We start from the raw sequence: 24,364 nt of genomic DNA on the forward strand, positions 1-24,364 counted from the left end.
CTTGACGTATAGAGAAGGAGACACGATGAGCGTGCAACGTCCGTATGGACAGTGGGACTCTCCGGTCGAAGCCGATTCCTACACTCAGACATCAGTGCAGCTGTCACAGGTTCGCGTCGACGAAACCGATACCTACTGGGTTGAAGGTAACCCCCGCGATAACGGTCGAAATACTCTTCTGCGCGCGGATTCTATGGGGCAAATCTCTGAAGTTCTTCCGCTCATTGATGGTATCCGTCTGCCTGACGTCCGCACCCGTGTCCATGAATATGGCGGACGAGCATACGCAGTTTCTGACGGCTTCATCGTCTTTTCTGATGGCTTCGACGGTCGTGTCTACGCCTTTAACACCCGCGATCCGAGGCGCCAGTTGGTCCCGCTCACTCCTTTGGGTAAAGTTCGCTACGGCGACTTCGAAATCGCCGACGTTCGCGGTTTGGTTTATGCGGTCGCAGAAGATCATTCGAATCCCGGTGAACCAGTTAATTCGCTTGTCGCAATTCCCCTGGATGGACGCGCAGCGCGCAATGCTTTCGAAATCATCCCGATTTTTGGTGGATCTGACTTCGTCTCATCGCCGACCTTGAGTCCCGATGGAACCAAACTCGCATGGCTCTCATGGAACCACCCCAACATGGCATGGACACGCTCCGCCCTCCACGTTGGCTCACTGGATTTTGAGGGCAAGATCGCAGCCTCGTTGATTTTGGTTGATAAGCCAGAAGTCTGCGTTTATGAACCACGTTGGACCCTAAATGGGGATCTAATCCACGTCGATGACTCCTCCGGTTGGGCGAATCTCTATCGCACAGAGGGGTTCCAGTGGAATGATGACGAAGATCAATTCGCCTGGATGACGCGTCTTCGCACACGCCCCTTGCATCCCAGTGCACGTGCATTCTCGCATCCTCACTGGCAGCTTGGCCTTCATTCCTACGATAACTTCGACTACGAAAACCTCATTTGCTCATGGGCAGAAAACGGGACGTGGCATCTGGGCACTGTTCGCTTGGATAACGGTATGTGCGAAGAGTGGCGTACCCCGTGGTGGCCAACCGGAAATGTTGCCTGCTACGAAGGCCGTGTAGTGACCCTTGCGGATTGCGCAACCCACGAACCCGCAATCGTTGAGGTCTCTGGTGGGGCATCTCGAGTACTCCGATCTTCTTCTCAAGAGCACCTGAGCGAAGATCTGATTTCTGTCGCTCAAGCAGTTTCATGGACCAGTAGCGACGGAGAGACTGTCCACGGTTTCTACTACGCACCGAAGAACCCCGAGTTCACTGCTCCTGAGGGTTCCCTTCCTCCGCTCCTCGTCAATGTTCACGGAGGTCCGACATCCTCTGCTCGTCCGGGGCTATCAATCGCTGTGCAATACTGGACCTCCCGTGGATTTGCCTTTCTTGATGTCAATTACCGCGGCTCCACTGGCTACGGACGGAAGTACCGTCAACGTCTGAATGGGCACTGGGGTGTCCTTGACGTGCAAGATTGTGCCGAAGGTGCACAATACTTGGTTTCCCAAGGACTAGCTGATCCTCAGCGCATCGCGATCAGAGGTCGCTCCTCAGGTGGTTATACGGTTTTGTTAGCTCTTGCTGACAGCGATGTTTTCACCGCTGGTACTTCGCTCTTCGGTATTGGTGACCTCAAGTTGCTCGAAGCAACCACTCACAAGTTCGAGTCGCACTACGATAAATTCCTTATTGGATCGGATGATCTTTCTGATCCCGTGTGGGCCGAGCGGTCTCCGATCAACAAGGTCGATCAGATCCACGCACCACTTCTATTGCTGCAGGGTACAGAAGATAAGGTCGTTCCTCCCTCGCAAGCAGAGTCCATGTTCAAGGCCCTCCGTGACAGCGGCCGTCCCGTGGCTATGCGTCTCTACTCCGGTGAAGGCCACGGATTCCGTTCAGCAGCGCATATTAAGGATTCGTGGGAAAGCGAACTCAGCTTCTACTCGCAAGTTTGGAAGCTCAACGCAAAGGTACCCGTGAACCTCGAGATCGAAAACCTCTAAAACTCATCCTAGTAGACGAGTTGGATGCAGTTGGGGGGGCAGGCTCTGGGCCTGCCCCCAACTGCATCCAACTAATGGGCTTATTTCCTCAACCTAAGTCCAGCGACGAACTCTAGATCCTCTCCAGTAACGTCATCACTTCAAAGTGGTGCGTGTAGGGGAAGAGATCCCAGGCACGCATATCGGCGATCCTGTAGTCCTCCTCAAGAAGATCATGCAGGTCACGTGAAGCTGCGGCAGGATCACAGGACACAAGCAGAATGTGCTCTGCCCCGGTACTGGCCATCGCATGACAGACTTCTTTGCCAGCTCCGGATCTTGGAGGATCAGCGATGATAATCTCCGCACCCCCCAATTCGCTATTGAGTTCGCGCACTGCAGGTGCATCGCAGTCGCCAACGAAAGCGTCAAGCACGTCACTACCAACGTTTGCCACGGCGTCGGCAACGGCGGCCTCGTCAACTTCAAGGGTAACCAAGCGCCCAGCGCTGCCCACAAGGCGCGACAACGGCAGCGAAAAGAGTCCTGCCCCCGAGTAAAGCTCCATCATCCGGGAAGCACCGAGCCAGGCGACGATATCCTCAACGTTTCGGGCTAAAACTTCGGCTCCACGACGATGCGTTTGCCAAAAACCTTGAGGCCGAACGCGATACTGATCCGCTCCATTTTCGCGGGAAACTGTCCACGTTACGGGTCCCTTCCACGCATCTCCTTGGGCATCCCAGCAGCCCTCATCCGTGCAAATCAGTGCCGGCTGACCGGGAGCAGCAATCAAACGGACGCGCGAGCCCTCGGGAAGGTGAGAAAAAACCTTATTCCCCTCCCAGACATCGAGTTTATTGATCTCCTCGGCAGCTAAAGGCATAGACTCCAGTACCTGGATCTCATGCGAGCGATAGCGGCGCATACCAAGTCGGCCAGCTTTATTCACGACGCATTCGATACGCGTGCGTCGTCCCAGAAGTTCTTCACGGTTCTCATCACCGGGTGCCGGCTGAACGCTCACTCCCCCAATGGCCTCGACCTGCTCGGCTACACGCTCACGGCCAATACGCCGCAATTGGTCTTCTAGAACATCGGTTTTCCAGTGACGTCCGCCTTCGGGAGTGACGAAGGAGAGTTCTCCCCCACCTACGCCACCGGGGCCAGCTGCTGGCCACACGCTGGGAATTCGATCAGGGCTGGGCTCAAGAATCTCAACGGCCTCGGCCCACAACATACGCTTATGTGAATCGATGACACGTGCACGCACCTTCTCACCTGGAAGGGCAAATCGAACAAAAACCACACGTCCGGAATCATCGCGTGCGACGCAGGCACCACCATGCGCAGGCGCACCAATCGTGAGCTCGATGAGTTCACCAGAATCGCTCATATGTAGACCTCTCCTCACTGGCGCTTGAATGGATCATTGACACTCTGGGTTCCATCGACCTGGATGTCTTCGCCAAGCTTCCAGGGGACGATGGTAAGAACAACGCCGGGGATTCGTAGAAGAGATCGAGATAACCGCAACGCCATCTGGTTATGGAGAATGTTCTCCCACCAGTGTCGAACCAAGAACTCTGGAATATACACAACCAGCATTTCTTCTGGCGACCGCTGACGCCTTGAACGTACATAAGAAATGACGATTTGTGTGATGTCCCTAAATGGTGAGGCGACGAGCGTCAAAGGAACAGGAAGACCTGATTCCTTCCATTCGCGACGAATATGCTTTTCTTCCTCGAGGTCCGAGACGACTGAAACAATTTCCAAATTGATGGGAGCCTGCGCGCGTGCCGTCGCAATGGCACGCATTGAAGGCTTCGATAAATTCGAGACCAAAACCAAAGCGCGAACACGTGAAGGCAGCGCACGCCGCGTATGCCAATCCTCTACCCGCAGCTGGCCACGAATGGTGTCATAGTGGCGGCGAATTAAACGCTGGATGGTGAAGACCAGAGCGATAAGCAAAACGGTGATCCAAGCACCGTGAGTAAATTTCGTGACCAGAACGACAGCAAGAACGAATCCGGTCATCATAAAGCCGATGATGTTCACAGAACGCGAGCGAAGCACCTTGCTGCGTTCACTGCCATTTTGTGGAAGGCGCAGGCGTTTATTCCAGTGGCGGATCATTCCCAGTTGGGAAAGCGTAAACGAAACGAAAACACCGACTACATAGAGCTGGATCAATCGGGTGACGCTTGCATCGAAAAGAATCACCAATGCCGAGGCGCCCACAGCGAGGGCCATGATGCCATTGGAGTACGACAGGCGATCACCACGCTTGTAAAGCTGACGAGGCAGGAAGGAGTCACGCGAGAGAACCGAGGCCAGGGTTGGGAAGCCGTTGAAAGCGGTGTTTGCCGCAAGGATCAAAATAAAGCCCGTCACTGCGGTCACGAAAATGAAGAGAAGCGAGCCGTCGCCAAAAATCGTCGAGGCCAATTGGCTGATCACCGGAGCGAAGTGCACATCAGGTTGGGCGCTACCGTGGAGATAAACCATCGAGGTATCGTCAACCATCTGCAGCCCCGTATAACGCGCTAATACGAGGATGGAGATCATCATCGAAGCGGCGATACCTCCGAGCATCAGCAGGGTAATTCCTGCGTTGCGCGACTTAGGACGCTTAAAGTTCGGGACGCCGTTTGAAATGGCTTCAACCCCCGTTAAGGCCGCGCAGCCAGAAGAGAAAGCACGCATGAGCAAGAAAACCCCACCCAAACCGGTCAGCCCATCAAGGTGAGAACTTGCTGCATGGATGTCATAAGCAGCGCTATCCGCCATGGGAAGATTCCCCATGAACAGACGGACGAAGCCAACAATGATCATCACTGCAATAGCTATCATGTAGGCATAGGTTGGGATCGCAAATGCTGTCCCCGCTTCTCGCGTTCCTCGCAGGTTGACCAAAGTAAGGAAAATAATTAGTCCAACCGCAATGGGAACTTCTGAACCACGCAGACCCGGGAAGATCGTGGTCAGGTAGTTTGCGCCGGAAGAGATTGACACCGCTACAGTCAATACATAGTCGACAAGAAGTGCCGAGGCCACGAGTAGTCCCCAGCTGGGACCAAGATTCGTCGTGACGACCTCGTAGTCCCCGCCGCCTGAAGGGTAGGCATGAACGGTTTGCCGATAAGACAGAACAACGACAGCCAAAACGCAGGCGACAACTACACCGACCCACACCGACTTAATGAGAGCAAGAGAGCCTGCCAATGCAAGTGTGAGGAGAATTTCATCCGGTGCGTAGGCAACAGACGAAAGCGCATCAGAAGCATAGATCGGAAGAGCAAGCCTCTTTGGGAGAAGTTGACGGGCCGCCGCCTTGGAACGAATAGGACGTCCGATTAAAACGCGTTTTGCGGACTCAACGAATGATGACACCTCTTAAGCGTATCCTCTGGATGACAGAGCGTCACTTTTGGACGCGTACAGAGCAACTTTTGAGTCAAACAGATGCCATGACCGCTTTGTGCGAGTAGCGTTGGAGTGTGCACTTTGTGATTATGGGATGCGGCCGAGTCGGCGCCAGTCTTGCCACTATTTTGGATGCGCAAGGCCACTCCGTCGCAGTCATTGACTCTGATTCCAAGGCTTTTCAACGCCTTCCTCAGGATTTTTCGGGCCGCCGAGTCACTGGACTTGGCATGGATCGCGATGCCTTAAAACAAGCGGGAATTAAAGATGCCTACGCCTTTGCTGCGGTATCAAATGGCGATAATTCGAACATTATTGCCGCCCGTGTCGCACGCGAGACTTTCCATGTCGAGCGTGTTGTTGCTCGAATCTATGACCCCGAACGAGCCTTTGTATACGAACGTCTGGGAATTCCCACAGTTGCTACAGTCAAACGAACGACGGAATCGGTGCTTCGCCGCCTGATGCCGCCTGATGCCGCAGTGACATGGACGCATCCCTCCGGACTGGTTTCTTTGGTCACCGCCACTCCAATCGCTGATTGGTACGGACTTTCTTTCCCGACAGTCGAGAACTTGACGGGTGAGCGGATTGCCTTCGTCTCCCGCCTAGGAACAATTCTTCCCGCCCGTCCAGAGTTGGTTATTCAGGAACATGACCAGTTGTATTTCGCAATCTCTGGTGAAGACCCACTCCCCCTGCGTGACATCTTGACACGCGCACCACGCCTTGAGGACTAAGAGATGAAGATTGTTATCGCCGGCGCCGGTTCCGTGGGACGTTCGGTTGCTCTTGAACTACTCGATCACGGTCACGACGTGACCTTAATCGATAAGAAACCCGACCAGCTGCGTGTCGCTTCAGTAGCTGACGCCGAATGGATTCTTGCCGATGCGTGCTCGCCCGAAGCGCTTTCGGAAGCGGGCGTGCGTGATGCCGATGTCGTCTTGGCAGCAACCGGTGACGACAAAGCAAATTTGGTCATTTCGCTTCTTGCAAAGACCGAGTTCGCTGTCCCACGTGTTGTTGCACGCCAAAACAATCCAAAGAACGAATGGCTGTTTGACGCCTCCTGGGGCGTGGACGTTCCAGTTTCGACTCCGCGAATCATGACTGCTTTGGTCGAGGAAGCGATCTCTGTCGGAACCCCGGTGAAGCTCTTCGCCTTCCATTCTGCACAGGCAGCGATGTACGCCTTCGTCTTGCCGGACAACTCCCCAATCATTGGCAGGAGCATTGGCGATGTCGCATTCCCACCTCGTGTTGTCTTGAGTGCGCTCTTACGCGATGGTGCACCTTTTGCACCTCAGGCGGATGATTCCTATCAGGCTGGGGATGAACTCGTCCTGTTGATTTCAGATCGCGGAGGTCAGGTTCTCACCGCATTGAACCGCATGCTGACACAGGAAGTGGAAACCGAGGCCTAGATAGAGGGCTAGTCTTTTTCAGAATCCTGCGCAGAATCGGAACGCGCATGATGCAGGCGGAAATCATCCTTCAAGAGCCACCAGGTCAGCCAGGCAACAGGAATAAAAAGCGGGATTCCCAGCGCGATCTTCATTGCTGAAAGCCATGCGACTTGTTCACTCAGCCACAGGGGTACCTGAACAGCCAGGCGGATGATGAAGACTGCAGACCATGCCAAGGTCAGCCACACGCATTTAGCTGCGAGATCGCGCGACTCCGGCTCTTTCACCCAACGAATGGAACGCCCGGTTAAGAGTCCAAAAAGTACCGAAACTAGCGGCCACCCAATAACCAAGCTGACCAGTAAGACCAATGCCCATGCTGCGTTTGTCACAAGGCCCCAGGTGAAGAAGTTAATTCCCTTCCCCGAAACCAGTGCCCATACCAAAGCAATCCCAACCCCAAGCAGTCCTGATAGAGATTGGACAATCGACTGGCGCTGAATGAGACGGATGATTGCAAATAGCACTGAGCACAATGCCGATGCGATCGCGGAGGACAGCAGCGCACCACTGACTAGGTAACAGCCTAAGAATACGAGGCCGGGAACCACGGCCTCGGCAATACCTCGCGCTCCCCCAAGAACGTCGGAGGCCGAAAACTCATCTTGGGAAAGCCACGCGTATCGGTTATTCGACATTGTCCTCTGCAATCAGACGGTAGAGCGGGTTCGTCATCACTTTTACCCCATTACTGACACCAATTGTTCCCTCGACTTCGAGGTGAACTCCCGCATGCATACCGGGGATATCACTGCGTCCCGGCCAGCGAAGCACAATTGTCCCCGTTCCGTCAAAGAGAGTGGCATCAATCAGCGGACGAATAATTTCCGGATAGTAGGTGACCGATTGAATCGTCCCAAAGAGAACCGCTTTTTGACGATCCTGAACGTCGGCAACGGCTAAACGCCCGCGTTCTTCCCGGCTCTGTTTCTCATCGTTGGCGTCGATGTCTTCACGACTCAGTGAAAGCCTTTTCACTGCGCGATCGATGAGTTTCTTAAACATTGGGAACTCGTGTTGCGCTTTGATCGGGAAGATGAAGTGGCAATAGATCCAGTCGCGGTCGAGGTTCGTCGCCGCGGACGACAACAACGCGGTCGATGAGTTCCTCGAAGTCATCAGCTTCTTGACCGCCCAATGCTGCAGGACCGACCATGTCGATTCGCGCGAACCAACGGTCACCCTCACGTCCGATAATTCGGGTCCGCGTGGTGCCCTTCTTCCCATCGGGAAGCGTCACTGCCTCATCAACTTCAAGCTCATCACCATAGCGAGTGTGCTTTTCACGAACAGTACTACCGCCCTCTTCATAGGCGGCGCGAATCTGCGGACGAAGTTCATCCCAGGTTCCACCCGAACGCGGCGCAGCGGCAATAGAGAACTGGAGCCCCGAAGAAGCGAGCACCAACATAATTCGAATGATGCTTTGACCATCTTCGCCAGCTTGTGCACGAATCTGCATTCCAGGTACGGCAGGAATGCGCAGTGAACCTAGGTCAACATAATCGACCGAGGTATCAACTTCGTATTCTTCGCGGGGGCCGGGGATCTGCCACAGTTCTGACTCGTCGTAGAGCTGGGGGCGTACTTCCTCTTCTACCTCTTCTTGAACAGTGTCTTCCTTGCGTGAACGTCCGAACATAACTGAATTATCTCACGCTCAGCCAGCACACTCAGTGCAGACGGGCTGTCCATTGTCATCGACGTAGGCAAGCTGAGAAGCGTGATGGACCAAGAAGCACATCGAGCAGGTGAATTCGTCATCCTGCTTGGGGACAACGTGAACCGTCAGTTCTTCCTTCGAAAGATCTGCACCGGGGAGCTCAAAATTCTCTGCGGCCTCATTTTCATCCTCGTCGACATTCGCCGAACCAGAATCATTGCGACGCGACTTCAGCTCCTCAATGGAGTCTTCAGCAACATCGTCGTCATTCTTACGAGGTGCATCGTAATCGGTGGCCATCTTGTCCTCCCTTTTTCTCATCATGTATCGCGCTCCCGCGTAACACATTCGCTGCGCTGCAGGGTAACACGTTGAAAGTTTACGCGCTACTGAAAAGGACACGCGCCCCGGCAATCAAGGATTTTAACGCCATCTTTGAGAAAATTTGACCACGAAGCAAGGAGGAAAAGCGATGATCGATCTTGATCTTCTCGGAGTAGGTGCTGACGAAGAAACACTGGTATTCACAGATAGTGAAGGCCGTCGTTACACCACCCCGATCACAGACGAACTGCGAGGTGCCGTCCGTCGCGATCGTCCGCGGATCGAGGCGATTACCGAAGATAAGCCCTTGCGTCCTCGTGAAATCCAAGCCTTGCTTCGCTCTGGTGCACGAGCTGTCGATATCGCACGCGAACACAATGTTGAGGTCTCGCAAATCACTCGCTTCGAAGCTCCCGTTCAGGCAGAGAAGGATTATGCACTTCAGCGCGCCCTTTCCAGCCCTATTGGAAATCTTCCTGATTCGCCTGTTATGGGAGACTTGGTTGTTGACCGTCTGGCAGCCCGAGGAGTTTCCCCAGATTCTTTGCATTGGTCAGCATCGCGCCAGGCCGATTCCCCTTGGGTCATTCACTTGACTTTCATTCAGGGTGCCGTCGAGCACGGTGCGCAGTGGCGTTTACAGGCTTCCGGCCATCTCGAGGCCATTGACGAGGAAGCCCGTTGGCTGACCGAGACCGCCTCCCCGACCGGAGTCCAGAGTTTTACTTCACTTCCTGTTCCGGCCCCCGTTTTCTCTGTGGATCGCTCTGATATCGAAGAACGTGAAGCACTGGTCGAGCAGCTCAATGCTCAACGCGGAAAGCCCCAAGAAATTGAGTATGAGCTCGATGATGAGGAAGACGAAGAGGAGATCTCAGAGGAGCGTCCCCATCTGCCCGCCGGGGTTGAATCTTTGGCAGCGCGTATCCATTCTTTAACCGAGGCACGAAAGAGTTCCTCAGAGGTAAAAGAATCTGCGGAAACAACAGAGGCCGTTGAAGATCAACCCCTGCCGCTTGAACAGCTTGAAGATATTCCTCAAGCTCCCGCTGCTGCGAAAAAGTCAAAGAGGCGTTCCGTTCCAAGCTGGGACGAGATCGTTTTTGGCTCGCGTCCCTAAGCAAGCACCGCTAGCGGAATCAGCATTTCATCGGGTGTTAGAGAGCCGTGGACGCCGATCAGTGTCATAGCTCCCGAGCTTTGAGTGCGGCTATCGACTATCCCACCACGGCCTCGTGAGAAGACAACGAAATCACCAGTTTCGGCAAGACCTGGTCCCGTACCGATCAGTTCTGGTAGTTCATCAGCTCCCACTACCCATGCATCTTCGCCAAGGAATTCTTCCCAACGGTTACGTACCTGCAGTTCGTTCGTACCCGGAAGACAGTGAACATGAACTGCTCGTGTTTCCCCAGCGACTGCGCGCACGCCCTGACTTAAGGGAGATAGCTCGGCGATGTTATAGAGCCGGTCAAAATCAATATTCACCATGCCGTGGTCGGCGGTGAGAACAACGCGAACATCGTCTGGAAGCGAGCTCAGGAAACGTCCAAGTCCCGCATCGAAGTCTTCTAAGGCATCACTCCACTGAGTTGATCCAACCCCGTGAGCATGACCGGCGGCATCGATATCAGACCAATAGAGATATACCAACTTCGTGCCAGAGCGAATCTGGTCAATTGCCGCCTGGCACCGTTCTTCCCATGACGTAGCCGGCACGAAACGAGCACCTCGAAGAGCGGCTGAAGTGAGTCCAGAACCAGCAAACTTGGCTGGAAGGATGGTCGCGCACGGGACCGAAGCAGCAGAAAGCTCTTCGAAGAAGGTCGGGCATTCTTGCCACTGCATTGGATCGATCCCATCCGTGAAGGCAAGCAGGTTAAAGAGGCGCTCGCCATGAAGGACGCTGTAACCAACCATGCGGGTGCGACCAGGAAGCTGACCCGTTCCGCAGGCGGTAATACCTGCAGCAGTCGTCGATGGGACAACCGAGTAAGCAGTGTGGATCTGATCCCGGAATCCACGAAGGTTTCGCGCGTGTCCTAAGTGATCCATTAGAGGAATGAAGCCCAGGCCGTCAACCAGAATGACTACTGCGGCTTTGGCTCGTTCCAGTCCCAAACTTGAGGAAAGATCGGGCCGAGCGAGCGATAATTCGGGTTCAACTGCTCCCATCACTGCGGGAATCACCTGCGTCAGACGAAAATCATCCGCGCTCGGTAAGGAGGCTCCTGTAGCCCGGAGATGGTCATTGAGCATTACGGACCACCTCAAGAAGAGCATCAACCAAAACTTGAGCGTCCGTATATGTACGCGAGCCATCTGCCAGCTGCGAGACTCGAAGAGAAATATCATCGGGATAGCTACGGGCCATGAAACCATGATCGGCTTGGCATGTCGGATCATCGCAGCGGAGCTGTTCAATATCGCTGCGCTTTTGAGAGCCCATATCGATGCTGATCGTCATCTCAGACACCTCGTGTCCCTGAGTGGGATCAGCAATGACTTCTTGAACTGAAACTCCCGATATCGCACGAATAGGACGGGCAGCCGAAACTACAACAGCACTGTGGTTATCTCCCTCATCTACGTGTACCTGAATGAAGCAACGCTGAGTCAGAACAAGAACTGTTAAGTGGCGGAACATTGACCCGCGATCGAATGCCGCTTCAACCTGCACAAGCGACGCACGGACCTCTTCATTGCCGAGTAAGCGATGAACGGCTCGAATTGCAAGGTCAGGGAAGAAGCCAGCACGCTCGATATCGCGATCTAATTTCACCGTCTAATTCTATCAAGAGCGGCGTGTACCTGGCGGTTTTACGCCAATTTCGTAGAGAATCGACCCATGCGAACGAAGGACGAAAAGCTCAATCTCCCCGATGCTGATCAGAACATCACAGAAATCGATGTCTCGACAGAAATGAGGGGATCCTTCCTCGAATACGCTGTTTCTGTCATCCACGCACGCGCTCTCCCTGACGCACGCGACGGTTTGAAGCCCGTTCAACGCCGCATCCTTTTCCAGATGGACCAAATGGGCCTCCGTCCCGATCGCGGTCACGTTAAGTCTCAGCGAGTTGTCGGCGAGGTTATGGGTAAGCTGCACCCTCACGGGGACTCGGCAATCTATGACGCGCTGGTTCGATTGGCCCAGCCCTTCAACCTTCGTCTGCCCTTGGTTGATGGACACGGAAACTTCGGCTCCCTTGACGACGGTCCCGCTGCCGCGCGTTATACCGAGGCGCGGATGGCTCCAGCAGCCTTGGACTTGGTCGCATCCCTTGATGAAGACACCGTCAACTTTGTTCCCAACTACGACAATCAATTCATGCAGCCGGAGGTCCTCCCTGCCGGTTTCCCTCAGCTTCTCGTCAATGGCGCTTCAGGTATCGCTGTGGGTATGGCAACGAATATCGCACCCCACAATCTTTCAGAGACAATTGCAGCAGCGCAGTATCTTCTCAAGCATCCCGATGCTTCCGTTGCTGACCTCATGCGTTATGTACCCGGCCCAGACTTACCAGAAGGCGGCGTAATCGTTGGCCTTGAGGGGATCAAGGATGCCTACGAAACTGGCCGCGGCGCGTTCAAGACTCGCGCAAAGGTTCAGGTTGAACGTGTCACCGCACGAAAGATGGGCCTTGTCGTCACTGAGCTGCCCTATATGGTCGGACCCGAGAAGGTCATTGAGAAGATCAAAGAAAATGTTTCTGCAGGTCGTTTGAAGGGAATTTCGGCAGTACAGAACCTCACCGACCGCATTCACGGCCTGCGCTTGGTCATCGAGATCAAAAACGGCTTCAACCCCGAAGCAGTACTCCAACAGCTCTATGCTCGCACCCCTTTAGAAGATTCCTTCTCGATCAACGCAGTTGCATTGGTTGATGGCCAACCAAGGACGCTGGGGCTCAAAGATATGCTCCGAGTTTTCCTTGACCATCGAATCGATGTCACGACTCGTCGGTGCAACTTCCGCCTTGGAAAGTGTCGTGATCGCATGCATCTGGTTGAGGGCTTGCTCATTGCGGTTCTCGATATCGATGACGTTATTGCCATCATCCGTTCTTCCGATGACGTCGAAACCGCCCGCGAACGCCTCCAGACTGCTTTCGATCTCTCTGAAGTCCAGGCAAACCACATTCTTGAATTGCGCCTGCGTCGACTCACAAAGTTCTCTCGTATCGAACTCGAAACTGAACGCGATGAGCTCAATGCAAAGATCGCAGAGTTGGAAGAGATCTTGGCCTCTCAAGATCGTCTCTACGCGCTCATCAGCCAGGAACTTTCAGAAGTTGCAGCACGCTTGGGAACGCCTCGTCGGACCCTTCTTCTTTCAGCAACCGGCACCCAGGTTGACCAAGCGCAGCCCGGCGCAGCACTCGCTGCGATCCCAGCTGCAACTGGAAAAGCGACGACAATGTCGCTCGAAGTTCCCGATGATCCGTGTGTTGTTGTCCTCTCAGCGGCAGGATCGCTCGCCAGAGTAGAAGGTGCAGATCCAATCGAAGCTGGCCCTCGCGCATCGCACGATGGAATCCGCGCACAGCTTTCGACCTCCGCTCGTTCGCAGATCGCAGTCGTCACCTCCGATGGCCTTGCACACCGCATTGACGTCGTTGATCTTCCTGCGCTTCCGCGCTTTGAAACTGGATTGTCCTTCGCGGCTGCAACTCCCAGTGCTCTGCTCATCCATACCGATGCGCCTGCAGTCGGTCTGCTTGATCCCGAAGCAGATACCGTCATGGCAATGGGTACACGTATGGGCGTCGTCAAGCGATTGAAGCCCGATGTACTTCAGCGCGATGAATGGGAAGTTATTTCACTTGAAAAGGGAGATGAACTGGTTGGATTCGGCCCCAGCAGCGACACCTCCGACCTTGTTTTCATCACCTCCGACGCTCAGCTTCTTCGCACTCCGGCCGAGAAGGTCCGCCCACAGGGACGCACGGCCTCGGGAATGGCAGGGATGAAGCTTTCAGATGAGGCGAACGTGCTGGGCTTCTGGTCGGTGAGTAGCCCCGACGAGGCCGTGGTCGTTACCGTGGCCGGTGCCGCTGGAGCGCTCCCGGGGACGGGACAAACAACCGCGAAGGTCACTCCCCTAGCCGCGTACCCCTACAAGGGACGAGGCACCCAAGGTGTACGCGTCCAGCGTTTCCTTCGTGGAGAGGACCGCTTGGATATCGCCTGGGTTGGGGATAACCCACGCGCAGCCTCGGCCGATGGAACTCCGGTGGAGCTTCCCGCGCTCGACGAGCGCCGCGACGCCTCGGGAACCCCGATTACGCACGCAATCGCCACTATCGGTTGAGATAGCGGCCTCGTGTTTGTTCTATCTGGGCTTAGGTGAGTGTCACCAAGTCCAGATAGGAATCATCCCAAAGATCTTCATCGGCATCGGGAAGAACCAGTACGCGCTCGGGGGCAAGGGCTGTCACTGCACCCGGATCGTGGGTAACCAGAACTACGGCACCCTCGTAGGAATGGAGCGCGTGCAAAATTTCTTCACGCGAGGCGGGGTCCAAGTTGTTCGTCGGTTCATCCAAAAGAAGAACGTTTGCACCCGAGACAACCAAGGTTGCCAGCGCTAGGCGAGTCTTTTCTCCACCCGAAAGTACGTGTGTCGGCTTATCGACGTCATCTCCACTGAATAGGAACTGACCCAAGACGTTGCGAACATGCGTATCGTCAAACCCCGGGGCGCTATGAGCCATGTTTTCCTTAACAGTGGCATTCATATCCAAGGTGTCGTGTTCCTGAGCGTAGTAGCCAAGCTTGAGGCCATGGCCGTCTTCAACAATTCCGCTATCAGGTTCTTCAACGCGGGCAAGTAGGCGAAGAAGAGTTGTTTTACCAGCACCATTAAGCCCCAGGACGACAACTTTCGAACCGCGGTCGATGGCAAGATCAACACCGGTAAAAACTTCCAAAGAGCCGTAGCTCTTCGACAGCCCCTGTGCACTCAGCGGCACTTTTCCGCAGGGAAGAGGTTCGGGGAAACGCAGCCGCGCAACCTTTTCTTGGACCTCTTCGCTTCCAACAGAGGCGACCAGCTCTTCAGCACGGCGAAGCATCTGTTGAGCAGCGACGGCTTTGGTGGCCTTTGCGCGCATTTTTTCACCCTGTGCGCGCAATTGTTCGGCTTTCTTTAGCGCGACAGCGCGTTCTTTTCGGCGTCGCCTCTCATCTTCCTCACGCTGTTTGAGGTATGCAGCCCATCCCAAATGATAAATATCGACATGCGCGCGATTAGCGTCCAGGTAGAACACCTGATTCACAGTGTCACCCAGAAGTTTGACGTCGTGGGAGATCACTAAGACACCGCCGGGGAAAGTCTTGATCCAATCGCGAAGCCACAGAATCGAGTCGTGATCAAGGTGGTTTGTCGGTTCGTCAAGCAAAAGGGTATCCGCACCCGAGAAAAGCACGCGAGCAAGTTCAACTCGTCGACGCTGACCACCCGACAGTGTTGAGAGAGTCTGTCCCAATACGCGATCATCTAAGCCTAAGGAGTGGGCAATTTGCGCGGCTTCCGCATTCGCCGCCCAACCTCCAGCCTGAGTAAATTCATGGTCCAGACGAACGTAACGCTCCATGGCTTTTTGCTGGCGTGTACCTTCGGTCGTCGACATTTCGTGTTCGGCACGCTTGATTTTCTTAATGATCGCGTCAATACCGCGAATCGAAATAATTCGGTCGCGTGCAAGCTGATCGGGATCACCTTCGCGCGGATCTTGGGGAAGATATCCGACCGTTCCGTTACGTGTAATCGTGCCTTCATATTGGGCAGCGCCGTGGTCTTCTTCTCCGGCCAGAAGCCGCATTGTCGTTGTTTTACCCGCACCATTGCGACCAACTAATCCAATGCACATGCCCTTATCAATCCTGAAAGAGACATCTGAAATGAGCTCGCGCGGACCGATCCGCAAGGAAAAGTGAGAAACGTTGATCACTCTGTCATTCTAACGGGGTGCCCAGCGCGCGTGCTCACGCACCAAGCAGGCACAATAGAAGGGTTAACTTACGCGCATAGAAAGTTGAGATTGATGACCGAGCACGCCGAACGCAGCGCACAGCCTCGTGTGTACGACATTGTTGCTGTTAGCTTCGTTGCTTTCCTTTTGATTTCGAATATCGCAGCAACGAAAGTCACGGCGCTTGATGCGGGTCCAATCCATCTGGTTTTCGATGGCGGTGCCGTCCTCTTCCCGCTCACCTACATTCTTGGTGACGTCCTCTCTGAGGTTTATGGCTTTGCACGGGCGCGTAGGGTCATCATCATGGGCTTCGCCGCGTCTCTCTTGGCTTCGCTGACCTTCTGGGTCGTCCAGTCAATTCCAGCTGGTCCTGGATACGAGAATCAGGAAGCATTCGTCGCAGTCCTCGGCTTTGTCCCGCGCATCGTTGCCGCATCAATCGGTGGATATTTGGTCGGCCAGCTCATGAACTCGCTCGTTTTGGTGAAAATCAGGCAGCGTTGGGGTGCCAAGCACCTGTGGGCGCGTCTAATCGGCTCAACCTTGGTTGGTGAAGCTTTCGATACCGTAATTTTCTGCACGATCGCTTTTGCGGGCATCATCCCCGGAATGGAATTCGTGAACTACATCGTTACCGGCTATGTCTACAAGGTCGGTATTGAAGTTGTCTTCCTACCCATTACCTACCGCGTGATTGCATTGGTGCGCCGCGTCGAGCACCTGAAGAGTGATGAGGTCTTGGCATGAGCGCTTCCTCAAATTGGCTCAGTAAACCAGCCGAGTTCACTGGTCCGTTCCCGACATCAGATCGCGACCGCGGTTTCGATTGCCGAACGCATCTTGACTACGCTTCAGGCTTGGGTCGAACGGGCAGGATTCACACCGCGCACGGCACTATTTCAACTCCTGCCTTCATCCCTGTCGGGACAAAAGCGAATGTCAAGGCCCTGACCCCTGAGATGGTGCGTGATCTTGGTGCACAGGCTGTACTTGCCAATGCTTACCACCTTTATTTGCAGCCGGGTTCAGACATTGTTGACGAGGCCGGTGGCGTCGGTTCCTTCATGAACTGGGATGGCCCGACCTACACGGATTCCGGCGGCTTCCAGGTTCTTTCTTTGGGCGCAGGGTTTAAGAAAGTGCTTTCAGCCGAGTTCAGCGGTCAAGCAAGTTTCGATGATCCCAAGCTCAATAAGCAGGCTGTCAAAGCTTCACGTGCTGTTGTCGATGAAGAGGGAGTAATTTTCTCTAGCCACATCGATGGTTCGAAGCACCGTTTCTCCCCCGAAGTCTCGATGAGTATTCAGCACGAATTGGGCTCAGACATCATGTTCGCCTTCGATGAGCTGACCTCACTGCTTCACCCTCGTTTCTATCAAGAAGAGTCCCTTGAACGTACCCATGAATGGGCCCGTCAGTGTTTGGCGATTCATCAGCGTCTCACCAACGAGCGCGTCGGAAAGCCCTACCAACAGCTCTGGGGCGTTGTGCAGGGAGCGCAATACGAGGATCTTCGCCGACATGCCGCGCGCACCTTGGCTGAGATGGACGTTAACGGTCAGATCTTCGATGGTTTCGGTATTGGCGGCGCACTGCAGAAGGAAAATCTGGGAACAATCGTTTCTTGGGTGAGTTCTGAGCTCCCCGAGGATCGCCCTCGCCACCTTCTGGGGATTTCCGAACCCGACGATCTTTTCCGTGGCGTCGAGGCCGGCGCAGACACCTTTGATTGCGTGAACCCTTCTCGCGTTGCGCGAAATGCAGCAATCTACTCCCCCGACGGTCGTTTCAATATTACAAACGCCCGCTTCAAGCGTGACTTCACTCCCCTGGTCGATGGCTGCGGTTGCTATACCTGCACTCATTACACCCGCGCATACGTCCACCACCTGTTTAAGGCGAAGGAAATCTTGGCCTCGACGCTGACAACGATTCATAACGAGTGGTTTACCGTCCGCTTGGTTGATGCCATTCGAGAGTCCATTGACAACGGCGAATACTCAGCATTTAAAGAGGAAATGCTTGGGCGTTTTTCAGGCGCCACGCGCGCTAACCTACGCTAACGTAAGTAGTAGTTTTCTACTAGGAGTGGACATGGTTTCAGACCTCACATTGCAATCCCGCAGGCAGTACGACCCGGGAACGCCACTAGAGGTACCCGTGCCGGATACATCGTTGATCACTCTTCTGGAGACCTCCGCGCGGCTCTACCCCGAGCGCATTGCAGTCGACTACTTTGGCGCTACGCTGACTTACGCTCAGCTCTATGCTCAGGTGCTTCGGGCCGCACAAGTACTCATTGAGACAGGCCTGCGCCGTGGCGATGTCTGTGCCATCTGTCTTCCCAACTGCCCACAGGCATTAGTTGCTTTCTATGCCTGCATGCGTATTGGTGTCGTCGCTGCCGAGCACAATCCACTGGCACCCGCTGAAGAAATCCACCAGCAACTCGATCGCCACCGCGGGAAAGTTGCAATCGTTTGGGAAAAATCGGTTGACGCATTTATTCGCGAGGGTGATAAATCGCTGGATACGATTTTCACTGTCGATATCTCAGCCGGGATGCCGCGCTCACAGCGAATGCTCTTAAGCCTTCCAATTGAACGAGCACGACAGACCCGCGAACAAATGCGTGCCGCGCGCCCTAAAGATGCCCGTTCATGGGATCAGGCAGTCGCTCACGCACGACTGGTTCATCCTGATACTCCCCAAGCAACCGGTGATGATTTAGCGGTCATCCTTCATACCGGTGGCACGAATGGCGTTCCCAAGTCAGTTCCTCTCACCCACCGCAATATTGGAACAAATGTCAATCAATGCCGCATGTGGGTATGGAAGCTTCACGAAGGTGCTGAAACCTTCTACTCACTATTGCCCTACTTCCACGCCTACGGATTGACCTTCTTCATGTGCGCGGCAGTTCATCTTGCTGCCACGCAATTGCTCCTTCCAAAGTTCGACGTCGATTTGGCATTGGAAGCGCATAAGCGCCGACCTGTAACGTTCTTTGTCGGAGTTCCCCCGATGTTCGAACGCGTAATGACTCGCGCTGCTGAAAAGAACGTCTCTCTGAAGACGATCAAGTGGTCGATTTGCGGCGCGATGCCCCTCTCGAAGACCTTGGCTCAGCAATGGGAAGAGGCAACCGATGGGATGATTATCGAGGGATACGGGATGTCCGAAACCTCTCCCGTTATCGCCGGCTCACCCCTTGCCGATAACCGGTACCACGGCGCTTTAGGAGTCGTATTTCCCTCGACCGATGTCCGCTTGGTCGACCTTGAAGACCCCAGCATCGATGTTGAAGACGGCACTCCCGGTGAGATCATCGTTAAAGGCCCTCAGGTCTTCAGCGGCTACCTTGATGCCCCCGAAGAGACTGCTCGTGTTTTCACTGAAGACGGATGGCTACGTACCGGCGACGTTGCGATCAATAGGGATGGTTTCCTTGTGATGTCCGATCGCAAGAAAGAGCTGATCCTTTCGGGTGGCTTCAACGTCTACCCCTCACAGGTCGAAGCAGCAATTCGCTCGATGCCCGGCGTCAAGGATGTTGCAGTGGTTGGACTTCCCGCAGGTGAAGCACGCGAAGAGGTCACCGCAGCGTTGATCTTAGAAGATGACGCGCCGATGATCACTCTTGCACAAGTCCGTGCATGGGCCGAGAAATATGTCTCTCACTACGCCCTTCCGCGTCAGATTGCGATCATCACTGACCTCCCCCGAAATCCACTGGGTAAAGTCATGCGCCGCAAGGTCAAGGAACAGCTGCTTGACCCAGCAAACCGAATGATTGAAAGCGCTCAAAGAGCAATCGGCGAGGCCGCGGCAGCAGTAAGTGAGCGCCTTTCCCCTGGCGATACTGCAACAGAGCAGAAGAGCGACGAGAATGACTGAGAAGCCTCAGCGCCAGAGCACGCGCCTGATTCGTCATTCACGGGCGCTTGTCACTTCTCTCTCCCAAGGAGCCCAACGACTGGGATCGCATACTGCTGCACGTCTCAAGGCGCGCAGCGGAACTCAGGCGACGCCTCGACACCACCAGGCTCCGCCGAGAGTCCAGTGGACCCCGCCTACGCGCACCCCCTCAAGTAGCCGCCGAGTTCTCAACGGCACGACCCGTAAGCCTCTTGTACCCCGCTGGCTTGCCCAAGCGGGAGTAGGCTCGTGGGCAATTATCGGCGTCATCATCGTCATTTCTGCAGTGGTTTTCGCAATTGCTCAGGCCACCCCTGTCTTCGTGGCGATCTTTATTGCACTTCTTCTAACCGCAATATTGAATCCCCTGACAAATTTCCTCAGCCGCTGGTTGAATCGATGGCTAGCTGTCTTTGCCTCTCTTCTGGCTTTTATCGGCACTTTTGTCGCACTCATGACACTGGTGATTACCTCGATCGCTGGCCAATGGCCAAACCTTCTTGTCGAGGTCGAAAACGGGCTTGTTAAGGTCTCTGATCTGGTTTCCCATCTCAAACTCCCTTTCCAAATCCCCATCAACGATCTCACTCATCTGAATGAAACCCTGATGAACCAAGGCAAGCAATTCCTTGCCTCTAATTGGTCGGGATTGCTCAGCGAGACTGTGGCGAATGTATCGAGTGCGGCTGTCGTTGCTTCGGTCCTCGTCCTTGCCTTCTTCATCACAATCTTCTTCTTGCACTCCGGCAACCAGATGTGGTCATGGTTTGTCGCGCTTCTTCCCTATCACCGGCGAGCGGTGACAAACCGTGCAGCGCAAGCAGGATGGGCAACCTTCTCCGGCTATGCACGTGGAACCATGCTGGTAGCTGGAACAGATGGTCTATTTGCAGCCATCTTCTTGCAGATACTGGGAGTCCCCGTAGCTCCTGCGCTGGGAATTTTGGTTTTCATCGGTGCCTTCATTCCGCTTATTGGTGCTCCAACAGCGATGATCCTTGCCATGATCGTTGCTCTCGCAGCCAAGGGCATTGTTACCGCTGCAATTGTTGGTTTGGGTATCGCGTTGATTGGCCAGATCGAAGGCCATATTCTTCAACCACTCATCATGGGGCACCAGGTATCCTTGCACCCCGTTGTCGTGGGTATTGGTGTCATGGTGGGAACCTTCACCGCTGGACTGCTGGGAGCAATCATTGCAATCCCGATCATTTCGGTGATTTGGTCAATCTTCTCTGAACTCTACGTGCCTCGTGAGCGCGCATAACCCCGCCTAGCGAAAATCGCGTGAGCGCACGCATAGCTCCGTATTCATCGGATAGATACGGAAGGCGCGTACGCTTCGTGTCCCATACAGGTTTTCACAGTAGCCGTCGACAATAACCGCCGGAGCCATCACCTCTTGGCGAAATTGTCGCCACGTGTTTTCAGTGACCGTAACGTTCACGCTTCCGGTTTCATCTTCTACGCTCAGGAAAAGGACTCCTCCGCCACTACTGGGACGCTGACGATGGGTAATAATTCCTCCTACTCTGATGCGAGCACGGTTCTCACACGCGGTAACCCGACAGGCAGGCGTCACCCCCTGAGTATTCATCTCGGGGCGAAGAAGCTCAAGAGGATGCTGTTTTGGCGACATCCCCATGGACTCATAGTCCAGATTGATACGGGCAAAATCATCCAAAGACGGAAGCTCGGGAAGATGGTATTCCAAGCCAAAACCATCGAGCATTGGTTGATATTCCTCAGAATCTCCTCCGTCTTGTCCCAAGCTACCGCTTGCCCAGATTCCTTCGCGTCGCTCATATCCCAAAGAATCTAGGGCTCCCGCTTGGGCGATCTTTTCCAGATCAACGCTGCGGAGCCTAGCTCTAGATGCCAGCTGTTCGAAACTTGCATACAAGCCATCCTGGCGTTCGCGTACAATCCTCTGGATACGAGACCGATCAAGCCCTTTAATAGCATCAAGCCCTATCACGATCCCCCACTGCGCATGAGAATCAACCAATCCCTCTTTTCCGGGGACTACCTCTCCACGCGCCTCGGCAAGCGCCTGCGCACCAATGACACGCTCAATTTCATTGACGGGGAGAACCCGGGTTTTCTCAGCCGAAAGGTTAACGTCAGGCGGGCACACAAGCAGGCCATGGCCTCGTGCATCATGAATGAGTGAGGAAGGCGAATAAAAGCCCATCGGTTGATGAGACAAAATCCCCGCATAGAAATGCTCGGGGTAGTGAACCTTCAGCCAGGCCGATGCGTACACGATGTAGGCAAAAGAAAAGGCATGCGATTCGGGAAAACCAAAATCGGCAAATCCTTGAACCTGAGTAAAAATTTCCTCGCAGACATTTTGAGGAATACCGCGCTGCTGCAGACCCTTCATGAAAGGCTCACGAAGCTTCTGCATTTTTTGGATACTGCGCGAAGAACCCATGGCACGCCTGAGCTCATCCGCCTGCGTAGCGCTAAAGCCTGCAACATCCATAGCAATATGCATCATCTGTTCTTGGAACAGGGGAACTCCCAAGGTCTTTTCCAAAGCAGGACGAAGAAGTGGATGCAGATAGCTCACTTTCTCTTCCCCCCGGCGACGACGCAGGTAGGGATGGACGGCCTCTCCTTGAATCGGCCCCGGACGCACCAAAGCAACCTCAATGACAATGTCATAAAAACACCGAGGGCGAAGCCGGGGAAGCACATTCATCTGTGCCCGTGATTCCACTTGGAAAACCCCTACTGTATCGGCGGCACACAGGAGGTCATACACTCGAGGATCTTCATCTTCGAGCTCGTATAAAGAAAGAACTTTCCCCCGAGAATTTCTCACGCCCGATTCTTGAAGAGAATCAAAGATTCCTCCGAGAGCCCCCAACATCCCCAGACCTAAAAGATCAAACTTCACCAGTCCGGCATCAGCGCAATCTTCTTTATCCCACTGAATAACGCTGCGCCCGCTTGTTCGAGCCCAACGGATTGGACACACCTCGCTCACAGGTTGCTTCGTCAAAATCATGCCCCCCGAATGAATGCCCATATGACGCGGAAGACCGCTCAGAAGCTGCGCACAGGTTCCAAGCATCTCTTGTGAAGCAGGCGAGTCACTGCTTTGGGAGCGCTCACGACGCTGAGCGCGAGTAGGCACGCTATCAGACGCAATCCCCAAAGCTCGAGCGGCATCCTTGTAGGCCAGTTGCGAACGATAGGTAATCACGGTCGCGACCTGCGCGGCACGTCTTCGCCCATAGCGGCGATACACATATTGAATGACTTCTTCACGACGTGCGCTATCAATGTCAATATCGATATCGGGAGCCCCCGATCGCCCCGGAGAAAGGAATCGTTCGAAAAGCATATGATGCATGATCGCATCAACAGCGGTGATACCCAAGCAGTAGCAGACAGCAGAATTTGCAGCTGATCCCCTACCCTGACACATGATCCCAGAGCAACGACAAAAATCGACGATGTCATGAACAATCAGGAAATAGCCCGCAAAATCTAGTTTTTCGATAATTGCCAGCTCATGATCGATAACCTGCCACGCCTGCGGATGAGCGCTGCGCTCACCGTAAATTTCCACTGCCCGAGAATAGGTGAGCTCCCTAAGCCAAGAAATCGTTGTATGCCCCGGAGGAACTTCCGTATCAGGAAGATCCAAAGAATCGAAAGATAAGGGGTAATAACACTCATTTGCGCATTCGAAGGCATTGTTCACTGCCTGAGGTGCACTACGATGCAGAGCCAGCATTTCTTCGGCACTTCGCAGGAAGGCGTACTGTGCGGGAATTCGATACTGAAGATCATCAAGACTGCGCCCCTGCCTCAATGAGCACAAAAGATCTGCTCGATATTTCGATTGCGGATAGGCCATGACAGGAGCAGCACTTGCGACAAGAGTCAGGCAATTAGCTTGCGCAAGTTCAGCAAGCTCGCGGCCAAGATCGTCTTGTCCAGGCATCAACACACTCTCAAGAAGAATACGTTCACGCCCAAATAGAGCGATGAGATCCTTAAGGAAACGATCGGCCTGCGTATGCCCCTGCGCATGCAAAATCCGTCGCAGAGGCCCCCTGCTTCCTCCCGTCAAAATACGTATATCCCCCATCTGAGCAATATTGCCGAGGCCGTGGGCCGGGCTTTCCTGGGCATCGTGCGTCAGCGTGTACTCGCTCATAAGATGACACAGATCCCGATATCCCTGCGCCGAGGTCGTAAGGATAGGAAGGCGAATTCCACGATCTTCCCACCCCTTGGGTAAACCCCATCCCTGAGCGACTTCTTTTGATGAGCTATATCGGGAGAATTGCCCCGCATCTAGAGTCAATTCACTGCCAATAAGAAGGGGAAAAGAAGATTCTTTTGCTGCCTGTAAAGCCCGAATAAGGGAATACATTCCATCTACTTCCAGCAGAGCAAGAGCACTAAGATCCAGATTTTGCGCCGAAGAAACATAGTCCTCTGGCGCATCTGCCCCTTCAAGAAAAGTGAAGTACGAATGCGCGTGTAGCTCAGCGAAGTGATGGGATCCCACCCAATCAGCATATCGAACATATGTTCGATATGCAGTGAATTT

Annotated in this window: 19 protein-coding genes; 9 read left to right on the plus strand and 10 right to left on the minus strand. The window is 54.2% G+C overall.

Annotated elements, in window-relative coordinates; all coding sequences use genetic code 11:
• Positions 1-25 precede the first annotated feature (25 nt).
• The gene (locus HGAS_RS00800) at positions 26-2,023 is read left to right on the plus strand and encodes an alpha/beta hydrolase family protein (protein WP_019126059.1); all 1,998 of its coding nucleotides are present in this window, start codon (positions 26-28) and stop codon (positions 2,021-2,023) included.
• 112 nt (positions 2,024-2,135) lie between these two features.
• Here the strand turns inward: HGAS_RS00800 and HGAS_RS00805 are convergent, their stop codons facing one another.
• Both HGAS_RS00805 and HGAS_RS00810 read right to left on the minus strand, forming a co-directional pair.
• Positions 2,136-3,398 carry a class I SAM-dependent RNA methyltransferase gene (locus HGAS_RS00805; RefSeq protein WP_019126060.1) on the minus strand — a complete coding sequence of 421 codons (1,263 nt, stop codon included), beginning with the start codon at positions 3,396-3,398 and terminating at the stop codon, positions 2,136-2,138.
• Between the two features lie 14 nt (positions 3,399-3,412).
• Positions 3,413-5,401: an APC family permease gene (locus tag HGAS_RS00810; protein ID WP_019126061.1), complete on the minus strand. Its 1,989-nt coding sequence runs from the start codon at positions 5,399-5,401 to the stop codon at positions 3,413-3,415.
• Positions 5,402-5,523: 122 nt separating this feature from the next.
• Between HGAS_RS00810 and HGAS_RS00815 the strand changes: the two genes are divergently transcribed.
• Together HGAS_RS00815 and HGAS_RS00820 are read left to right on the plus strand one after the other, a co-directional pair.
• Complete coding sequence (locus tag HGAS_RS00815; protein WP_009409369.1) at positions 5,524-6,174, plus strand: potassium channel family protein; 651 nt, start codon at positions 5,524-5,526, stop codon at positions 6,172-6,174.
• Between the two features lie 3 nt (positions 6,175-6,177).
• The gene (locus HGAS_RS00820; protein WP_019126062.1) at positions 6,178-6,861 is read left to right on the plus strand and encodes a potassium channel family protein; all 684 of its coding nucleotides are present in this window, start codon (positions 6,178-6,180) and stop codon (positions 6,859-6,861) included.
• Positions 6,862-6,869: 8 nt separating this feature from the next.
• Here HGAS_RS00820 and HGAS_RS00825 read toward each other — a convergent pair whose 3' ends face one another.
• The 4 genes from HGAS_RS00825 to HGAS_RS00840 are packed head-to-tail and all read right to left on the minus strand — an operon-like array spanning position 6,870 to position 8,866.
• Positions 6,870-7,541, minus strand: a complete 672-nt coding sequence (locus HGAS_RS00825) for a DUF3159 domain-containing protein (RefSeq protein WP_019126063.1) — start codon at positions 7,539-7,541, stop codon at positions 6,870-6,872.
• On the minus strand, positions 7,531-7,908 hold the full coding sequence (locus tag HGAS_RS00830; RefSeq protein ID WP_019126064.1) for an OB-fold nucleic acid binding domain-containing protein: 378 nt from the start codon (positions 7,906-7,908) through the stop codon (positions 7,531-7,533). The genes HGAS_RS00825 and HGAS_RS00830 overlap by 11 nt, the downstream gene beginning before the upstream one ends.
• Positions 7,901-8,545: a DUF3710 domain-containing protein gene (locus HGAS_RS00835; protein WP_019126065.1), complete on the minus strand. Its 645-nt coding sequence runs from the start codon at positions 8,543-8,545 to the stop codon at positions 7,901-7,903. The genes HGAS_RS00830 and HGAS_RS00835 overlap by 8 nt, the downstream gene beginning before the upstream one ends.
• A gap of 18 nt (positions 8,546-8,563) precedes the next feature.
• Positions 8,564-8,866, minus strand: coding sequence for a DUF4193 domain-containing protein (locus HGAS_RS00840; RefSeq protein WP_019126066.1), 303 nt, complete (start codon positions 8,864-8,866; stop codon positions 8,564-8,566).
• Positions 8,867-9,038: 172 nt separating this feature from the next.
• Here HGAS_RS00840 and sepH point away from each other — a divergent pair, with 172 nt between their 5' ends.
• Positions 9,039-10,010, plus strand: a complete 972-nt coding sequence (gene sepH / locus HGAS_RS00845; RefSeq protein WP_019126067.1) for a septation protein SepH — start codon at positions 9,039-9,041, stop codon at positions 10,008-10,010.
• Here the strand turns inward: sepH and HGAS_RS00850 are convergent.
• Together HGAS_RS00850 and HGAS_RS00855 are read right to left on the minus strand one after the other, a co-directional pair.
• A complete protein-coding gene (locus HGAS_RS00850) occupies positions 10,007-11,149 on the minus strand; it encodes an alkaline phosphatase family protein (protein ID WP_019126068.1) in 1,143 nt (380 codons plus the stop codon). The genes sepH and HGAS_RS00850 overlap by 4 nt on opposite strands.
• Positions 11,139-11,672 carry a DUF5998 family protein gene (locus HGAS_RS00855; protein ID WP_019126069.1) on the minus strand — a complete coding sequence of 178 codons (534 nt, stop codon included), beginning with the start codon at positions 11,670-11,672 and terminating at the stop codon, positions 11,139-11,141. Before HGAS_RS00855 ends, HGAS_RS00850 begins: the two co-directional genes overlap by 11 nt.
• A gap of 66 nt (positions 11,673-11,738) precedes the next feature.
• On the opposite strand from HGAS_RS00855, the gene HGAS_RS00860 reads away from it, so the two are divergent.
• A complete protein-coding gene (locus HGAS_RS00860) occupies positions 11,739-14,204 on the plus strand; it encodes a DNA gyrase/topoisomerase IV subunit A (RefSeq protein ID WP_019126070.1) in 2,466 nt (821 codons plus the stop codon).
• A gap of 31 nt (positions 14,205-14,235) precedes the next feature.
• On the opposite strand, the gene HGAS_RS00865 is transcribed toward HGAS_RS00860, so the two are convergent.
• Positions 14,236-15,846 (minus strand): ABC-F family ATP-binding cassette domain-containing protein, encoded by a 1,611-nt coding sequence (locus HGAS_RS00865; RefSeq protein ID WP_019126071.1) that lies wholly within the window; start codon positions 15,844-15,846, stop codon positions 14,236-14,238.
• A gap of 93 nt (positions 15,847-15,939) precedes the next feature.
• Between HGAS_RS00865 and HGAS_RS00870 the strand changes: the two genes are divergently transcribed.
• The 4 genes from HGAS_RS00870 to HGAS_RS08335 are packed head-to-tail and all read left to right on the plus strand — an operon-like array spanning position 15,940 to position 21,055.
• Positions 15,940-16,617 (plus strand): queuosine precursor transporter, encoded by a 678-nt coding sequence (locus HGAS_RS00870; protein WP_019126072.1) that lies wholly within the window; start codon positions 15,940-15,942, stop codon positions 16,615-16,617.
• On the plus strand, positions 16,614-17,933 hold the full coding sequence (gene tgt / locus HGAS_RS00875; protein WP_019126073.1) for a tRNA guanosine(34) transglycosylase Tgt: 1,320 nt from the start codon (positions 16,614-16,616) through the stop codon (positions 17,931-17,933). The genes HGAS_RS00870 and tgt overlap by 4 nt, the downstream gene beginning before the upstream one ends.
• A gap of 31 nt (positions 17,934-17,964) precedes the next feature.
• Positions 17,965-19,767: an AMP-binding protein gene (locus HGAS_RS00880; RefSeq protein WP_019126074.1), complete on the plus strand. Its 1,803-nt coding sequence runs from the start codon at positions 17,965-17,967 to the stop codon at positions 19,765-19,767.
• A complete protein-coding gene (locus HGAS_RS08335) occupies positions 19,760-21,055 on the plus strand; it encodes an AI-2E family transporter (protein ID WP_019126075.1) in 1,296 nt (431 codons plus the stop codon). The genes HGAS_RS00880 and HGAS_RS08335 overlap by 8 nt, the downstream gene beginning before the upstream one ends.
• A gap of 6 nt (positions 21,056-21,061) precedes the next feature.
• Here HGAS_RS08335 and HGAS_RS00890 read toward each other — a convergent pair whose 3' ends face one another.
• Positions 21,062-24,322, minus strand: coding sequence for an error-prone DNA polymerase (locus HGAS_RS00890; protein ID WP_019126076.1), 3,261 nt, complete (start codon positions 24,320-24,322; stop codon positions 21,062-21,064).
• Between the last annotated feature and the right edge of the window lie 42 nt (positions 24,323-24,364).

Source organism: Actinomyces sp. ph3, assembly GCF_000308055.1.
GTDB lineage: Bacteria > Actinomycetota > Actinomycetes > Actinomycetales > Actinomycetaceae > Pauljensenia.

What these genes read in the sequence shown, in the direction of transcription:
- HGAS_RS00800 (WP_019126059.1), top strand. Translation starts at nt 26, where the DNA reads ATGAGCGTGCAACGTCCGTATGGACAGTGGGACTCTCCGGTCGAAGCC.
- HGAS_RS00805 (WP_019126060.1), bottom strand. Translation starts at nt 3,398, where the DNA reads ATGAGCGATTCTGGTGAACTCATCGAGCTCACGATTGGTGCGCCTGCG.
- HGAS_RS00815 (WP_009409369.1), top strand. Translation starts at nt 5,524, where the DNA reads ATGGGATGCGGCCGAGTCGGCGCCAGTCTTGCCACTATTTTGGATGCG.
- HGAS_RS00820 (WP_019126062.1), top strand. Translation starts at nt 6,178, where the DNA reads ATGAAGATTGTTATCGCCGGCGCCGGTTCCGTGGGACGTTCGGTTGCT.
- HGAS_RS00825 (WP_019126063.1), bottom strand. Translation starts at nt 7,541, where the DNA reads ATGTCGAATAACCGATACGCGTGGCTTTCCCAAGATGAGTTTTCGGCC.
- HGAS_RS00830 (WP_019126064.1), bottom strand. Translation starts at nt 7,908, where the DNA reads ATGTTTAAGAAACTCATCGATCGCGCAGTGAAAAGGCTTTCACTGAGT.
- HGAS_RS00835 (WP_019126065.1), bottom strand. Translation starts at nt 8,545, where the DNA reads ATGTTCGGACGTTCACGCAAGGAAGACACTGTTCAAGAAGAGGTAGAA.
- HGAS_RS00840 (WP_019126066.1), bottom strand. Translation starts at nt 8,866, where the DNA reads ATGGCCACCGATTACGATGCACCTCGTAAGAATGACGACGATGTTGCT.
- sepH (WP_019126067.1), top strand. Translation starts at nt 9,039, where the DNA reads ATGATCGATCTTGATCTTCTCGGAGTAGGTGCTGACGAAGAAACACTG.
- HGAS_RS00850 (WP_019126068.1), bottom strand. Translation starts at nt 11,149, where the DNA reads ATGCTCAATGACCATCTCCGGGCTACAGGAGCCTCCTTACCGAGCGCG.
- HGAS_RS00860 (WP_019126070.1), top strand. Translation starts at nt 11,739, where the DNA reads ATGCGAACGAAGGACGAAAAGCTCAATCTCCCCGATGCTGATCAGAAC.
- HGAS_RS00870 (WP_019126072.1), top strand. Translation starts at nt 15,940, where the DNA reads ATGACCGAGCACGCCGAACGCAGCGCACAGCCTCGTGTGTACGACATT.
- tgt (WP_019126073.1), top strand. Translation starts at nt 16,614, where the DNA reads ATGAGCGCTTCCTCAAATTGGCTCAGTAAACCAGCCGAGTTCACTGGT.
- HGAS_RS00880 (WP_019126074.1), top strand. Translation starts at nt 17,965, where the DNA reads ATGGTTTCAGACCTCACATTGCAATCCCGCAGGCAGTACGACCCGGGA.
- HGAS_RS08335 (WP_019126075.1), top strand. Translation starts at nt 19,760, where the DNA reads ATGACTGAGAAGCCTCAGCGCCAGAGCACGCGCCTGATTCGTCATTCA.